The 15,457-nt window shown below is 58.8% G+C and carries 12 protein-coding genes and 1 pseudogene; 5 read left to right on the forward strand and 8 right to left on the reverse strand.

What is annotated here, in order from left to right; all coding sequences use genetic code 11:
• Positions 1 to 27 precede the first annotated feature (27 nt).
• Positions 28 to 987 (forward strand): carbohydrate kinase family protein, encoded by a 960-nt coding sequence (locus ACKXF7_RS02235; protein ID WP_423742013.1) that lies wholly within the window; start codon positions 28 to 30, stop codon positions 985 to 987.
• Positions 988 to 1,199: 212 nt separating this feature from the next.
• Positions 1,200 to 1,748 carry a phosphatase PAP2 family protein gene (locus ACKXF7_RS02240; RefSeq protein ID WP_423742014.1) on the forward strand — a complete coding sequence of 183 codons (549 nt, stop codon included), beginning with the start codon at positions 1,200 to 1,202 and terminating at the stop codon, positions 1,746 to 1,748.
• Between the two features lie 613 nt (positions 1,749 to 2,361).
• Here the strand turns inward: ACKXF7_RS02240 and ACKXF7_RS02245 are convergent.
• The gene (locus ACKXF7_RS02245) at positions 2,362 to 4,791 is read right to left on the reverse strand and encodes a homocysteine S-methyltransferase family protein (protein ID WP_423742015.1); all 2,430 of its coding nucleotides are present in this window, start codon (positions 4,789 to 4,791) and stop codon (positions 2,362 to 2,364) included.
• Positions 4,778 to 5,464, reverse strand: a complete 687-nt coding sequence (locus tag ACKXF7_RS02250; protein ID WP_249237989.1) for a methionine synthase — start codon at positions 5,462 to 5,464, stop codon at positions 4,778 to 4,780. The genes ACKXF7_RS02245 and ACKXF7_RS02250 overlap by 14 nt, the downstream gene beginning before the upstream one ends.
• 336 nt (positions 5,465 to 5,800) lie before the next feature.
• Between ACKXF7_RS02250 and ACKXF7_RS02255 the strand changes: the two are divergent.
• A pseudogene (locus ACKXF7_RS02255) lies at positions 5,801 to 7,134 on the forward strand (citrate/2-methylcitrate synthase).
• Positions 7,135 to 7,193: 59 nt separating this feature from the next.
• Positions 7,194 to 7,631 carry a MarR family winged helix-turn-helix transcriptional regulator gene (locus ACKXF7_RS02260; protein ID WP_249237987.1) on the forward strand — a complete coding sequence of 146 codons (438 nt, stop codon included), beginning with the start codon at positions 7,194 to 7,196 and terminating at the stop codon, positions 7,629 to 7,631.
• Between the two features lie 165 nt (positions 7,632 to 7,796).
• On the opposite strand, the gene ACKXF7_RS02265 is transcribed toward ACKXF7_RS02260, so the two are convergent.
• From ACKXF7_RS02265 to ACKXF7_RS02275, 3 genes are all read right to left on the reverse strand, one after another.
• On the reverse strand, positions 7,797 to 7,940 hold the full coding sequence (locus ACKXF7_RS02265) for a hypothetical protein (RefSeq protein WP_423742016.1): 144 nt from the start codon (positions 7,938 to 7,940) through the stop codon (positions 7,797 to 7,799).
• A gap of 245 nt (positions 7,941 to 8,185) precedes the next feature.
• Entirely contained in the window at positions 8,186 to 9,331 is a 1,146-nt protein-coding gene (locus ACKXF7_RS02270) for a glycoside hydrolase family 88/105 protein (protein ID WP_423742017.1), read from the reverse strand.
• 4 nt (positions 9,332 to 9,335) lie between these two features.
• Positions 9,336 to 10,892 (reverse strand): glycoside hydrolase family 28 protein, encoded by a 1,557-nt coding sequence (locus tag ACKXF7_RS02275; RefSeq protein WP_423742018.1) that lies wholly within the window; start codon positions 10,890 to 10,892, stop codon positions 9,336 to 9,338.
• A 224-nt stretch (positions 10,893 to 11,116) separates the two neighbouring features.
• On the opposite strand from ACKXF7_RS02275, the gene ACKXF7_RS02280 reads away from it, so the two are divergent.
• Positions 11,117 to 11,935 (forward strand): helix-turn-helix domain-containing protein, encoded by an 819-nt coding sequence (locus ACKXF7_RS02280; RefSeq protein ID WP_423742019.1) that lies wholly within the window; start codon positions 11,117 to 11,119, stop codon positions 11,933 to 11,935.
• 104 nt (positions 11,936 to 12,039) lie between these two features.
• On the opposite strand, the gene ACKXF7_RS02285 is transcribed toward ACKXF7_RS02280, so the two are convergent.
• The 3 genes from ACKXF7_RS02285 to ACKXF7_RS02295 form a co-directional block, all read right to left on the reverse strand.
• On the reverse strand, positions 12,040 to 12,897 hold the full coding sequence (locus ACKXF7_RS02285; protein WP_005942942.1) for a carbohydrate ABC transporter permease: 858 nt from the start codon (positions 12,895 to 12,897) through the stop codon (positions 12,040 to 12,042).
• Between the two features lie 10 nt (positions 12,898 to 12,907).
• Positions 12,908 to 13,837, reverse strand: a complete 930-nt coding sequence (locus ACKXF7_RS02290) for a carbohydrate ABC transporter permease (RefSeq protein WP_154259430.1) — start codon at positions 13,835 to 13,837, stop codon at positions 12,908 to 12,910.
• A gap of 204 nt (positions 13,838 to 14,041) precedes the next feature.
• A complete protein-coding gene (locus ACKXF7_RS02295) occupies positions 14,042 to 15,424 on the reverse strand; it encodes an ABC transporter substrate-binding protein (protein WP_423742020.1) in 1,383 nt (460 codons plus the stop codon).
• Positions 15,425 to 15,457 lie beyond the last annotated feature (33 nt).

The raw sequence follows: 15,457 nt of genomic DNA on the forward strand, positions 1-15,457 counted from the left end.
CCAGCATCTTAATTTGGGAGGTTCTCTATGTCCGGCAGCACACTGTTTTCCATTGGCGAAGCACTCATTGATATGATCCCGTCCAGAGCAGGCTGCTCTTTTGACGAGGTGCCCTCGTTCAGCCCGCGCACTGGCGGCGCACCGGCCAATGTGTGCGCAGCCTTCGCCCGGCTGGGCGGCAAAAGCGCCTTTTTGAGCCAGCTGGGCGATGACCCTTTCGGCCATAAGATCGCCCGGGAGCTGGCAGACTGCGGCATCGACCTCTCCCATCTGGCCTTTACCGACAAGGCCAGCACAGCCCTTGCCTTCGTCAGTCTGGAAGCGGACGGCAGCCGCACCTTCAGTTTCTACCGCAAGCCCTCTGCCGATCTGCTCTATTCTCCGGAGCAGATCGACCCGGCATGGTTTGCCGATGCCTTTGCCCTGCACTTCTGCAGTGTCTCGCTGGTAGACAGCCCCATGCGCTACGCCCACCTTGCGGCCATCTCCGCCGCCCGGGAGGCCGGCAGCATCGTCAGCTTTGACCCGAACCTGCGCTTTCCCCTCTGGCCGGACCGCGACATGCTGCGCGGGACGGTGCTGCAGTTCCTGCCGCTTTCCAACATCCTCAAAATTTCGGATGAAGAGCTGGAATTTCTCACCGGCACTGCGGACATCGAAGCCGCCCTGCCGCAGCTGTTCGTGGGTGATGTGCAGCTGGTGGTCTACACCTGCGGCAGCAGCGGTGCCCACGCCTACACCCGCACCGCCCATGGCTTTGCCCCCTGCCGGAAAGTCCGGGCTGTGGACACCACCGGTGCGGGCGACGGCTTCATCGGCTCCTTTCTGTGGCAGCTGGAACGTGACGGCGTAACGCGGAACAAGCTGGAAAAGCTGAGCCGTGCCCGTCTTTGCGAATATCTTGCCTTTTCCAACCAGTTCTGCGGCATCAGCGTGCAGCAGCACGGTGCCATCGACAGCTACCCCACCCTTGACCAGATGCAGTAAAGGATGCAAAAAGCCCTGCGTCCAGCACCGCAGGGCTTCTTTTCTATTTACAATTTGTAGTATTTCGTTGCTATATTCCGGTTTCATCCTGTTTCCGACATCTTTTCTGCCGGTTTAAGATTTGTTTATCCTTTGTACAAGCCTTGTTCTTATTCTCTGCCCGGTTCCATGTTACCATAAGGGCAAGAACAACAAGCAGGGAGGCTTTATCCATGTCCTTTGAATTTACCCTTCTGGATGCCTTGCAGGCTCTGCGCTGTCCGGTGCTGGATGCACTGGCGGTGTTTTTCGATCAGGCCGGTGCCCACGGCGAGATCTGGATCGCCTTCACGGCGGTGCTGCTGGCGTTCCGGCGCACCCGCCGGGCCGGGCTGGCCATGGCGCTGGCGCTGGGCCTTTACATGCTGGCAGGCCACTGCGCCTTAAAGCCGCTGTTCGCACGCCCGCGCCCCTGCGACCTCCGTCCGGAGATGCTCACGCTGGTGGCCCGGCCCCATGGCTGGTCCTTCCCTTCCGGACACACATCCTCCGCCTTTGCCGCTGCCTTTGCGCTCTGGCTGCAGAACCGCAAGCTCGGCGTCCCGGCTCTTGTGCTGGCCGGGTTCATCGGCTTCACGCGGATGTACCTGTATGTACATTTTCCCACCGACATTCTGGGCGGCGTGGCACTGGGCCTTGCAGTGGGGGCCTGCGGCTCTCTGCTGGCAGATAAAATCAGTAACAACTGGGCGAAACGCAGTGAAGTAAAACGAACTGTATAAACCAATTTCGTCTTGCACTCGTTCTTGCTTTGCTTTTTGCATTCAGATGAAGTATCTCGCTTCGACCCTATCCGTGAAAAAGAGCCTCGGAAAAATCCGCAGATTTTTCCGAGGCTCAACGAATGATAATAGAATTTCCGCTAAAACAGCCAAAGCGCACGCGGCGGCTATTCCCAATCGTTCTGTTGCATTCAGGTAAAAACAAAAGCAGCCAGCACCGTGGAAAGGAGGATAAAGCGGTGCTGGCTGCGGTATGAGAACTCCCGAACTTTGCGGTGGATCAGGAGGGATTTGGTAGTCTGTCCGCCGCCCGGGCTATTGCCTGGCATGGGACGGGGGACAGTGTTTTAATAAGGATCTGCTGGGTCGTGCCCAAAGCACCGGCCCCCGCAGAGGAAAGCCCTTGTCGGCTTTTGGGAGGTGTCTTTGCATCTCCCTGACTGCACCCTTATACTACCAGACAATCGTGGCATTTCTTTGTGGAGTTTTTGAACAATTTGCAAATAGATTTTCAGGTGTTTTCAAAGGGGCCCCAGCGCGTAAGCGTTGGGGCGGGACTGGAGTCCCGGGCTGTTCGCGGAGAAAGCTCCCTGCTGGCCTGCCCACATAGCGCTTACTGCGCCCCGAAAAATTCCTTGGCGATGTCGGCGCTGCGTTTGGCATCCTTGGCGTACCAGTCCGCGCCGATCTTCTCGGCATATTCCGGGGTCAGCACGGCACCGCCCACCATGATCTTGCAGTCCAAGCCCGCTTCGTGCAGGGCGGCGATGGTCTCCTCCATGCTCTTGAGGGTAGTGGTCATCAGGGCAGAAAGGCCCACCAGGTGCACATTCTTTTCCCGCACGGTGTTCACCACCGTCTCCACCGGAACATCACGGCCCAAATCGATCACCTCAAAGCCGTAGTTTTCCAGAATGACCTTGACGATGTTCTTGCCGATGTCGTGCACGTCGCCCTTGACGGTGGCCAGCACGATGCGGCCCTTGCTGGCGCTGCCCTCGCCCTTCTGGGCAATGACATTCTTGATTTCTTCAAAGGCGCTCTGGGCCGCACTTGCGGCCTGCAGCAGCTGCGGCAGGAACAGCGTGCCCTTCTCGTACTTTGCGCCCACGATGTCCAGCGCCGGGATCAGTGCTTCGTCCACCACTTCCAGCGGCTGCTTTTCGGCCAGCAGTGCCTTGGTCTGGGCGGCAGCATCACCCTTCAGGCCCTTTTCCACCGCCTTCATCAGCAGGGCATAAGGGCCGGTAAGCTCTGCGCTCTCACCGGATGCCGAAGCCGCAGGCACCGCCTGCGCGGCCTGCCGGATGGCTGCGGATGCAGGCACACGGTCGGCATACCGCTCAATGTACTTGGTGCTCTGCGGGTCGCGGTTGGTCAGCACGTTGTAAGCATACACCGCCGCCATCATCTCCTCGCTGGAAGGGTTCATGATGGCAAGGTCCAGCCCGGCGTACATGGCCATGGTGAGGAAGGTGGTGTTCAGATAGGGGCGGCAGGGCAGGCCGAAGCTGATGTTGGACACACCCAGAATGGTGCGCACCCCCAGCTCCTTTTTGCAGGCTTCCAGCGCCTGCACGGTGGCCAGAACGTCCTTCTGCTGGGCGCTGGCGGTCAGGGTCAGACAGTCGATGTAGATGTCCTCCCGCGGGATGCCGGCGGCAAGAGCCGCCTCCGTGATGCGGCGGGCAATGGCCACACGGTCCTCGGCGGCAGGCAGGATGCCCCGCTCATCGATGGCAAGGCCCACGATGGCCGCACCGTACTTTTTGCACAGGGGCAGAATGGCGTCCAGCTTTTCCTGCTCGCCGTTGGTGGAGTTGACGATGGGCTTGCCGTTGTACACGCGCAGACCGTTTTCCAGCGCCTCTACATTGGAGGAGTCCAGCTGCAGCGGCAGGCTGGTGACGCTCTGCAGGGCCTTAACCACCTTGGGCATCAGGGCAGGCTCGTCCACGCCGGGTGCACCCACATTCACGTCCAGCACCTGAGCCCCGGCCTCCACCTGACTGACCGCCTGTTCCAGAACGTAGTTCATATTCTCTTCCCGCAGTGCCTGCTGGAAGCGCTTTTTGCCCGTGGGGTTGATGCGCTCACCCACCACCGTGATACCGTCCACATTGACAAAGTCCACCGGCGTGCAGAGCACCGAGGGCATTTTGTGGGCCGGACGGCCGGGTACGCAGCCTGCAAAAACGCTGTTCAGCAGCTTGATGAACTCCGGCGTGGTGCCGCAGCAGCCGCCCGCCGCGAACAGATGCAGCTCCCGGTAGGGCTTCATTTCCATGGCGAAGAGCTGCGGGGTGATATCGTAGCCGCTGCCGTCGGCCCGGGGCAGGCCCGCATTGGGCTTGACGAACACCGGGAAATCGCCGGGCACAGCCTCCGCCAGACGCTTTGCCATGGGGAAGATCTTGGGACCCAGTGAGCAGTTGATACCCACCGCGTTGGCCCCCAGACCGCGGGCGGTCACGCCGAAGCTTTCCACCGTGCAGCCGGTAAAGGTGCGCCCGCCGGCTTCAAAGCTCATGCTGGCCAGAATGGGCAGGGTGCTGTTTTCCTTTGCGGCCAGCAGAGCGGCTTTCAGCTCGTAAAGGTCGGTAAAGGTCTCGAAGAAAATAAGGTCGGCCCCGGCGGCAGCACCTGCCCGGACGATGCGGGCGTACTCGCTCACCGCATCCTCAAAGGCCAGCGTCCCGCTGGGTTCCAGCAGTTCGCCCAGCGGGCCCACGTCCAGCGCGGTCAGGGCACCGTAGGGCGCACAGGCGCGCTTGCAGTTGGCGATGCCCGCCGCAATGATCTCTTCCAGACTGTAGGCGCTGCCCGCCAGCTTGTGGGCCGATGCGCCAAAGGTGTTGGCGTTGACAATGCGGCTGCCCGCAGCGGCATATTTTGCATGGATGCTCTCGATCAGCTCCGGGTTGGTGATGTTCAGTTCCTCCGGCTTTGCACCCAGCTTCAGGCCCGAAGCCTGCAGCATGGTGCCCATGCCGCCGTCCAGCAGGACGGTATTGCTCTGTTTGAAAAGTTCACTCGCTTGCACAGGTCTTTCCCCTCTTTCTGTATTCGCAACGGGTGCGCAGCACGCAGTGGCCGCACCCGGCCAGTTTTCCCTTTACCGGGTGGCCGCTGACCCCCAGAATGGCCGTCACGCTCTTGCGCGGAGTCATCAGATTGGTGTCGGTGACGCACAGGCCTGCACGGCGCACCGTGTCCAGCGCGTTTGCCACCAGCGGCTGCACCGCGATATCCCAGTCACCGTAGCCGGGCGAAAACCGCCCGGTGAGATACTTTCCCTCTTTTGCGGCCCACTGGCGCAGCTCCGCTTCTGCCGCGTCTGCGGCCTGCTCAGCCAGCGCGCTGCCCAGCGCGTCGGACGCTACGCCCGCCGCAATATCGCCCACACCGGCACGACGGATCTGTGCATCCACGCCGGGCCCCAGCGTCACAGCCAGCAGCACCGCCTGCGGACATCCTTCCAGATGGCGCATCACGTCCCCGCCCCGCAGGATGCCGGCTTCGGCAAGGGCAGCCGTGTCCGCTTCCAGCCAGACCGCCCGGGGCGTTGCCGCCGCCAGCAGCGGCAGGGCACATGTTTCCAGCAGCGCCATGGTTTTTTCGTCCGGCTCACCGCGGGCACCAAAATATCGTGCGGCCTGTGCCGTATCAATGGCTGCCGGTTTTGCCAGCGGCAGCGGCCTTGGAGCACCGATCATCCACCTCACCTCCCTGCTTTTTTAAAATAAAGTGGTTTTAAGTATACCGCACCTGTGGGATTTTCGCAATCCCGCACAGAGAAAGAAAGCGATTTAGACCGGCCTCCGCTGCGTTCTGACTCTCTTCAAAAAGGCAAACACGCATCCGGCAGCTTTCTGCTTTCCGGTTTTGTTCTTTTTTTATTTACAAACAGTACCTTGACACCGAAATATCCTTTTTGTAATCTGGAAGAGTATTCTGAATGTAAGTGAATGCCGTCCCGAATCAATACGGTTTTTCGGGCAGGACGGCAGTAGGAAAGGAGCAACACACCTATGGATCATCTGCAGAACGTGATGGGATATTTCGACCAGCAGCAGCCGCTGTGTGCCGAGCATGACCGCATCGCCAAAGATCTCTACCGGGAATTTGGCGTCAAGGCGGGCCTGCGCGACGAAAACGGCAAGGGCGTGCTGGCGGGCCTGACGAATATTTCCGATATCCGCGCCTTTCAGTATGTGAACGGCGTAAAAAAGCCGGCGGACGGCCAGCTGCTTTACCGCGGCTATGATGTCAAGGACCTGATCCGGGATCGTCCGGCAGCCGGTTTGCCTTTGAAGAGGCGGCCTACCTGCTGCTGTTCGGCGAACTGCCCACGCAGGAAAAGCTGGAGGAGTTCTGCCGGGTGCTGGGCGAGTGCCGCACCATGCCCACAAACTTTACCCGGGATGTCATCATGAAGGCACCCAGCCATGATATCATGAACTCCATGGCCCGCAGCGTGCTCACGCTGGCCTCCTACGACCCCATGGCCAACGATCTGGATATCTCCAATGTGCTGCGCCAGAGCATCCAGCTGACGGGCATTTTCCCCATGCTGGCCGTGTACGGCTACCACGCCTACAACCACTACGAAAAGGACGGAAGCATGTACATCCACCGTCCGGACCCGACCCTTTCCACCGCAGAGAACTTCCTGCGGATGCTGCGCCCGGATATGAAGTACACCGAGCTGGAAGCGCGGGTGCTGGATGTGGCCCTGCTGCTGCATGCAGAGCATGGCGGCGGCAACAACTCCACCTTTACCACCCGTGTGGTCACATCCTCCGGCACCGATACCTACTCTGCCATGGCGGCAGCGCTGTGCTCCCTCAAGGGCCCGCGCCACGGCGGCGCCAACCTGATGGTGATGCAGATGATGCAGAACATCCGCGAAAATCTGCATGACACCGAGGACGACGAGGAGCTGGAAGCCTACCTGAAAAAACTGCTGCACGGCGAGGCCTTTGACCGCAAGGGCCTAATCTACGGCATGGGCCACGCAGTCTACTCCCTCAGCGACCCCCGCGAGGTGGTGTTCAAGGGCTATGTGGAGCAGCTGGCCCACGAAAAAGGCCGGGACAAAGACCTTGCCCTCTACAACAAGATCGAAACGATGGCCCCGCAGCTGATCGCAGAAGAGCGCAGGATCTTCAAGGGCGTCAGCCCCAACGTGGACTTCTACAGCGGCTTTGTCTACGATATGCTGGGCATTCCCATGGAGCTGTACACCCCGCTGTTTGCCGTGGCACGCGTGACGGGCTGGAGCGCCCACCGCATTGAGGAGCTGCTCAGTGCCAACAAGATCATCCGCCCGGCCTACAAGAGCCTTGGCGGCGACCACGAATATATCCGCCGCAATGAACGGTAAGATGCTGCTTTTGCAAGCAGGATCGAGGACAAAAAACCGCTTCTGAAGGAGGAAACGATATGGAACTGAAACATCACCCGGAAGAATGGTTCTTTCTGCACAATTTTGATGCAGACAGGGTGTTCAATACCATCCAGCGGGCCGACTATCTGATTTTGTACTATATCAAGATGGAGGCCGACCAGCACCCGGAGCAAACGATCTATCTGGCAGATCTGGCTGCAGTGATGGGGCTGAAGATCACCGAGCTGTCCAAGGCGGTGGAAAAACTGCAGGACAAGGGCCTTGTGGCGTGGAAGACCGACCGCGAGGCGGGCCGCACCTACGTGGAGCTGTCCAGCAAGGCGGTGGAGCTGATGGCCGAAGAACGCGATTTTATGAAGCGCTGCTATGCCCGCCTGCGCACGGAGCTGGGCGACGATGAGCTGCGCCGCGCCGTGGACATCATGCAGAAGGTGACGGCTGTATTGCAGGAGGAGCGGGAGAAGAACAGCTGAACCTGTTTTGCTCTGCAATACAAAAAGCCCGCTTGACAGGCGGGCAGAAAATCACTATACTGAAAATAGAAAACGGAAAAGGTGCTGTGCCTGACAGCCAGCTCCTTACCGCGTATCACTCACAAAAAGCGAGTAACCGTATCCGGTTGGGGAACTAGAAGGCGGTCATTCGCTTTTTTTGTTGTCATCGTTCTGCCTGTCGTGAGACACTTTCCACGCGATGTCAAATGTAGTGTTGACCACACTGATGATCAGGGAACCAACTGCGACCAGAAGGGTCAGCAGTAAGAGCAATTCCGACAATGTCATGGGACATTCCTCCTCTCTCGCATTGCACGAGTGGGAGGTTCAACTTCAAAAAGCCAGCCTCCCGGCAATCCGTTCATTCCATGGGAACATGAAACGAGCTGATACCGGCAAGGGAGCCGCCTGCGTTCAGAACACAGCACCTATCCGCCGCTTTTCAGCGGCATTCTCAGTTTAACATACTTTTCGGCAGCAAACAAGGCCCCGCCCCTGTTCTCCACAGGAGCGGGGCCTTGCTGTTGAAAGTTTTACTTTCTGGCGATCATTTCGGTGTAGGCCAGCACCAGCGGGCCCACGCCCTTGGCGTCGTTGCAGACCACCGGCTCGCTGAAATAGTAAGCCAGAGAGCCGTCGCGGTGATCCTTGCCGCCAAGACCCGCCACCAGACAGATGCCGTCCAGCTGCAGGCTGCCGTCCGGGTTCTTGGAGAGGTACTTGTCACAGGTGCCGTAGAAGGCCTTTTCGGCCCATGCAGCCATGCGTTTGGGCAGGTAGCCCAGACGCACGCCCTTGAGCACGGCGTAAGCGAACAGGGCGGTGCCGCTGGTCTCGAGGTAGTTGCCCTCCACGCCGGGGTGGTCCATCACCTGCCAGAACATGCCGGTCTTTTCGTCCTGGAACTTGTGCACATCCTCAATGGTCTGCTTGAGCATTGCCATGATGCCGCGGTACTCGTTGTACAGCTGCTCGTCCATCCGCTCCAGCACATCTACCATTGCCACCATGAACCAGCCCATGGCACGCAGCCAGAAGTTGGGGCTGCAGCCGGTGACGGGGTCGGCCCAGTACATCTGACGGCTCTCATCGTAGCCGTGGTAGTACAGACCGGTCTTTTCGTCCCGCATGTGCTTTTTGATGTTCATGAACTGCTTGTAGCTGTCGATGCAGCCCTGCATCTTGTTGAAGCGGGTCTCGTATTCCATGTAGAAGGGCTGGGCCATGTAGGTGCCGTCCAGCCACACCTGCCACGGATAGATGTCCTTGTGCCAGAAGTTGCCCTCTTTGGTGCGGGGCTGGGTGGCCAGCTGGCTGCGGATGGTGTCAATGGCCCTGCGGTACTTCTCGTCACCAAAGATATCGTACAGGGTGAACAGGTTCTTGCCCTGATTCACGTTGTCCAGATTGTACTCCCTGGGGTCGTAGGTCTTGATGGAGCCATCCTCCTGCACGAACCAGTCGATGAAGTTCTTGGAAAAGCTCAGGTACTTCTCATCGCCGGTGGTCTTGTACAGGCTCAGGCAGGCGGTGATCATGCAGCCGTCGATGTAGTTCCACTTGTTGGGCTTTCCGCTGCGCACCTTTTCGATGTTCCACATGGGTGCTTCAGCGCTGGAATTGGCGATCAGATAGTCCACGTAGTCGCCCAGCATGGACAGGATCTCTTCATGGGTCATGGTTTCAGTCCTCCTCAAAATGGCCGACGTTGGCAAAATGCAGGCGTTCGCCCTCGTAGCCCTCGATCTTGACGTTGTGCAGGTCGATCTCCTTGACGTTTTCGGCATAGATGGCCAGCTTCTTCACCAGCGGGCGGTTATCTGCCATGGCGGCCTGACCTTCCTTGGCGTTGGGGTCAAAGGTGATGGTGACATTCTTCATGGTAACGCGCTCAATGGGCTGCTCCGGCAGGCCGTCGAAGTAGCAGCCGGCGAACTGGGCGTCGGTGGCCACGATGTCCTCCATGGTCAGGCTGCCCAGCTTGGGGGTGTACTCGTCCACGGGCATGGCGTCGCGGCACTGCACATAGGGGCCGTGGCCGTCCGGGTCGCAGAAATAGAACATGTTGATAACGAAGGGAGCCTTGACGCCGCGCATTTCCACATTGCGGAACACCAGCCCATCAATGACGGCGGTGTTGCCGCGGCCGCGGCGGGTCTTGACCCGCAGGCCGCGGTCAGTGTGGTCCATCAGGCACTGGGTGACCACCATATCCTTGACGCCGCCGCTCATTTCGCTGCCGATGACGATGCCGCCGTGGCCCTTGTCCAGCAGGCAGTTGCGGATAACGGTGTGCTCGCAGCTCTTTTTCAGCTTCATGCCAAGGAACACCTTGCTGGCCTTCATGGCGATGCAGTCGTCGCCCACATGGATGTTCACGCCGATGATGCGGATGTACTCGCAGCTTTCGGGGTCGATGCCGTCGGTGTTGGGGGCGTTGTAGGGGTTGTTGATGTTGAAGTTCAGCAGGTCAAGGTGCTTGACGAAGATGGGGTGGATGGTCCAGGAGTAGCTGTTCTGCACCGTGATGCCGTGCAGACAGATGTTCTCGCTGTCCACCATGGCCACGGCACGGGGACGCCATGCGATGCGCTTGATCTTGGGCGTCACCCACCAGTCGCCGTTCTCCGCGTCGCAGTCCAGCGTGCCCTCGCCGGTCACAACGACATCATGCACCTGCGTGATGTTCAAAAGGCCGGCAAAGCTGCTCAGAGGGTTGCCCTCCCAGCCGGTCAGGTAGTATTCGTCCACCTCGTTCTCGCTGGGGATGACACCGGGCAGGATGGGATAGTGGGTGCGGTCGTTGTCGCCCAGCAGCACAGCGCCCTTTTCAAGGTACAGGGTGGTGCAGCTCTTCATGAACAGGCTGCAGGTGCGGTAACGGCCCGCCGGCACATACACCGTGCCGCCCTTGGGGCAGGTGGACAGGGCAGCCTGCAGCTTGAGGGTGTTGTCCGTGGTGCCGTCGGCCACCAGACCGTAGCGGGATGCATCCACAAAGAAGGTCTCGGCCTCGGTGGTAAAGGTGCAGGTCAGGCTCTCGCCCTCAGCCTGCACGCCCACCGTGTATTCCGTGCCGGGCAGCAGGGAGAACAGGGAGAACACGTTGGTATTGCAGGCTTCGTAGACGGTCCTGCCGTTCAGGGTAACGATGAACGGATGGGCCGGACGGTAGCACAGGTCGTTTTCCAGCTCGAAAACAGCGCTGCGCGTCATGGAACGGATAAGCGACAGATTCATGAGAGAACCTCCTGATGGTTTTGTCTTGCCCAAATGCCTTGGGCATGGTATGATGAAAAAGAACCCTCTCAGTCAAACCCTTTGGGTTTGCCAGCTCCCCCGAAAGGGGGGAGCTTTTATGGAGCGGAACGGTCAAATGCATAAAACCTCGCCCTTTGGGAGAGGTGGCATCGCGCAGCGATGACGGAGAGGGTTTTCCCTCGGAAGATGATGAGAAGTGTATTATGAGATCAGAACGTGAAAAGATCACCGGCAAGGTGGCCGCTGCCACCCTGCGCCTGAATGCGAACCGCCACGAGCTGCTGCCCGACGAGGACACCTGTTATCTGCTGCTGGTGTCCGAAGGCAGCGTGATGCTGGAATCGGGCGGCCAGAGCGTACTGGTAAACCCCGGCAGCGCTGTGCTGCTGGGCCCGGGCGGCTGCAGCTTTCTGCAGACCGGCAGCGCCGTGCCCCAGATCGTGGGGTGCCATTTTCCGCTGGGGATGCTGCATGACCTGAAAACCACGGCAGGGCGGGATTTCGGCCGCCTGTTTGCGCCCGGGGAGCGCACCGTGCTGTATGCACCGGTGCAGTGGACCAGCCGGATACGCACCCTGCTGGAAATGATGAGCAGTGCAATGGACGAACAGGATTATCCCGGCCCGCTGTATCTGCTGCTGATCCTGCACTACGTGGAGCAGGAGTGCTTTGCGGAGAGCAGTGCCGTGGCACGCCCCCGCAACGAGACGGTGGAGCAGATCTGCGCCTACCTTGCGGCCAACTACCGGCAGAAGTTTTCCCTCACCGAGGTAGCAGCGCAGTTTTATCTTTCGCCCTACTACCTGAGCCGGTTGTTCCGGCGGGTGACAGGCCAGTCCATCGTGGATTACATCAACAACCGCCGCATCGAAGCGGCCCAGAAGCTGCTGGAGACCACAGAGCTGTCCATCAGCGCGGTGGCAGAGCAGACCGGCTTTGCCAGTGCCGCCCATTTCCGCCGGGTGTTCCGCGAGGTGATGGGCACCGGCCCGCTGCAGTACCGCAAAGGACATAAGAAATGATCATTCCGCTGCGGCGAATACATCATTAAAAACACCCCCTGTGCCATCTACGGGAACGGCACAGGGGGTGTTTGTATCAGAGATCTTATGCTTGTGCGCGGGGCTTAGCCCTTGACGGCACCGGCAGAGATACCTTCAACGAACTGGTCCTGTGCGCAGAAGAAAACGATCAGCTGCGGCAGGATGGAGATCAGCGACAGAGCAAGGATCTTGTTCCAGGCGAAACCGGTATCACCGTCCATGGACAGCTTGACGAACAGGGACATGGGATACTTGCCGGGGGTGCTGACGTAAAGCAGCGGGCCCATGAAGTCGTTGCAGCTCCACATGAACTGGAACAGTGCGCAGGACACCAGAGCGGGGCCCAGCATGGGCACGATGACCTTGTACAGGGTCTGGAAGGAGGAGCAGCCATCGATGGCGGCAGCTTCGTCCAGATCACGGGGGACATTGCGCATGAACTGCACCAGCTGGTAGACGAAGTAGGTCTCGGTCGCAAATGCGCAGTGCACCCAGATGGCCAGATAGAAGGGGCTGTCCAGCCAGCCGAACTTGTTGTACAGCAGGTACTGCGGCACGTTCAGAACGACCTGCGGCAGGAACAGAGTGGCCAGCATGATGTTGAACATCAGCTTACGGCCGGGGAAATCGAAGCGGCCAAAGCCGTAGGCAGCCACACAGGCGGAGACCACCGTGCAGATCACCTTGGGGATGACGTAGCTGTAGGTGTTCAGCATGGCCTGCAGGATGTTGATGGAACCGCCAAAGTTGTTCAGAGCGCCGCGGTAGCCATCCAGAGTGGGGTGCTTGATCCACAGGCTGATGCCTGCAAAGATCTCGCTGTTGTCCTTAAAGGTAGCGCTGATCATCCACAGCAGAGGATAGATCATGATGACGCCGACCAGGATCAGGACGAAATACTTGAAGAAGGTCGCGATTTTGTTCGATGCTTTCATTCCCATACTGGTCACCTTACCTTTCGTCAGAGTAGTAGACCCACTTCTTCTGGCTGGTGAATGCAATGATCGTCAGGATGCAGACGATGATGAACATGATCCATGCCAGAGCGGATGCCATACCCATGTCATAAGACTTGAATGCGTAGTTGTAAACCAGCAGAGAGATCAGCGTGGTGGAACCACGGGGGCCGCCGTTGGTGATGATGTACGGGCCATTGAACTCCTGGAAAGCCTGGCAGATCTGAGTGACCAGGTTGTAGAAGATGATGGGAGTGATCATCGGAACGGTGATGGAGAAGAACTGACGCCACTTGCCGGCACCATCAATGGTGGCAGCCTCGTACAGGTCGGCAGGCACGCCCTTCAGAGCAGCCAGGAACAGCACCATGGCAGAACCGAACTGCCAGATGCGCAAAAAGCAGATGATCCACAGCGCGTAGCTGGGGTCAGACAGCCACTCGGGGCCCTGCACCAGACCAAAGGTGACGGCGCGCAGAACGGTGTTGAGCAGGCCGTCCACACTGAATACAGCCTTCCACAGAACGGCGATAGCAACAGAGCCGCCCAGAATGGAGGGGATGTAGTACACAGTACGGAACAGGTTGACGCATGCGATCTTGAAGTTCAGGATGTATGCGATGAACAGCGCAAAGACCAGCTTCAGCGGCACGGTGATGAAAGCGTACTTGAAGGTGATGATCAGCGCCTTGGTGATCTTGGTGGTGGTAAAGGCCGTGATGTAGTTGGCCAGACCAACGAACTTGGTGCCGCTCTCGAAGAAGTTCATATCGGTGAAGCTGTAGTACAGCGACTGACCGAAGGGAACTGCCTTAAAGACGACGAAGCCGATGATCCAGGGGATCAGATAAAACAGGCCCTGATATTTGTCCAGCCACTTCTGGAACGGGGTGCGCCCGACGGCGGGAGCATTGCTTTCTTTCATCTGGGAAATCCTCCTTTTTAAGGAATTTCGGAGCATGAGACGGACGAAGGGGTAACAGACTGGATACAACTTTGTCAAGATTTTGTAATATATCTCTGACAAAAAAGGGGCATCTGCCGGTCGGGCGGCAGGTGCCCCTCAGGTTCAGTCAAAGGGTGCCCTTTTCTGTGCGTGACCGCACACGGCGGCACTCAAAAATGGTACTTAGCCGATGGTGTAGCCAACAGACTCCATGCCGTCCAGCAGGGTGTCGACAACGTCTGCGCCGGCAACGCCGTCGTAGTCAACGGTATCGAACACTTCCTGATAGATGCCGGTGCCGGAAGCCTTCAGGTCGTTGTTCTCGAACAGGGGATCCAGCTTGTTGGTGGTGAAGGCCATGACCTTGGCATTTGCCTCAGCGACCAGATCCTTGACAGCGCCGGCAGCCTGAGCAGCAGCCAGACCAGCCTTGGAAGCGGGGATGCCGCACTCGGAACCCATGATGGAAGCGCCCTTCTCCTCGTTCAGCAGGAAGTTGATCAGGGTAGCAGCCTCAGCAACACACTTGCTGGTCTTGGTGATGGCCAGACCCATGGAGACCTTGGAGAAGCCGCCGTTGTTGTCGCCGAACTTGATCTCTTCGCCAACGGTGAAGCCGTCCTTGTTGGCGTCATCCAGAGCGGAGGAGTACTTGGAAGCAGCGGAATCCCACTCGAAGATGCCTGCGATCTTACCGGTGATCCACTCGTTGGACTGGTGGGTAGCGGTATCGGAGTTTGCAGAGTAGTAGGTCTTCAGGTTCATCATGACGTGGCCGTCCACCAGGCTCTTGATGAAGTCGATGCCCTCAGCGATCTCGTCCTCGGTGTAGTTCAGGGTAGAGGTGACGGGATCAGCCCAGTCCTTGCCGTACTTGGACTCGAGGTAGAAGACCATCAGGATCATACGGTCGTATGCGCCCAGGTGCATGGGGTAGTAATCATCGCCCAGCTTCTCCTTGAATGCCTTGCCGGCAGCCATCAGATCATCCAGAGACTTGGGAACTTCGGTGATGCCAGCTTTGTTGAAGGTGGTCATGTTCCAGAAGAAGATACGGCCGGTCATGGAAACGGGCACGCACTGCTGGCTGTTTGCAACGTAGCAGGCGTCCATGGCAGCGGCATCCCACTGGGTCAGATCCAGGAACTTGGAAACAGTGTTCAGGTCCACGAACTTGCTGCCGTCGGCAGAGTAGTTGTACAGCCAGTTCCAGTTCACCTGGCACACATCCTGTGCGTTGCCAGCGATGAAGGCAGCTGCCATCTTCTCTTCCCAGCCGGACCATGCGGCGAAGGTGGGCTCGATGGTGATGTTGGTGTGCTCAGCCTGGAACTCCTTGATGGCGTTCTGGTAAGCCTCGTGACGGCTGTCGCCGCCCCACCAGCTGATGGTCATGGAAACAGGGCCGTCAGACAGTGCCAGGCTCTCGTCTGCAGAAGCAGCGGGAGCGGTGGAAGCAGCAGAGCTGGATGCAGCAGAGTTGCCGCCGCAGGCAGCCAGAAGGCCGGCAGCGCCCACAGCGCCGGTGACCTTCATGAAATCACGACGAGAAATTGCCTTGCTCATTTTCGTTCTCCTCCTAAATACAGAAAACATCAT

The organism is Faecalibacterium sp. 7 (assembly GCF_049562865.1).
Classification (GTDB): domain Bacteria; phylum Bacillota; class Clostridia; order Oscillospirales; family Ruminococcaceae; genus Faecalibacterium; species Faecalibacterium wellingii.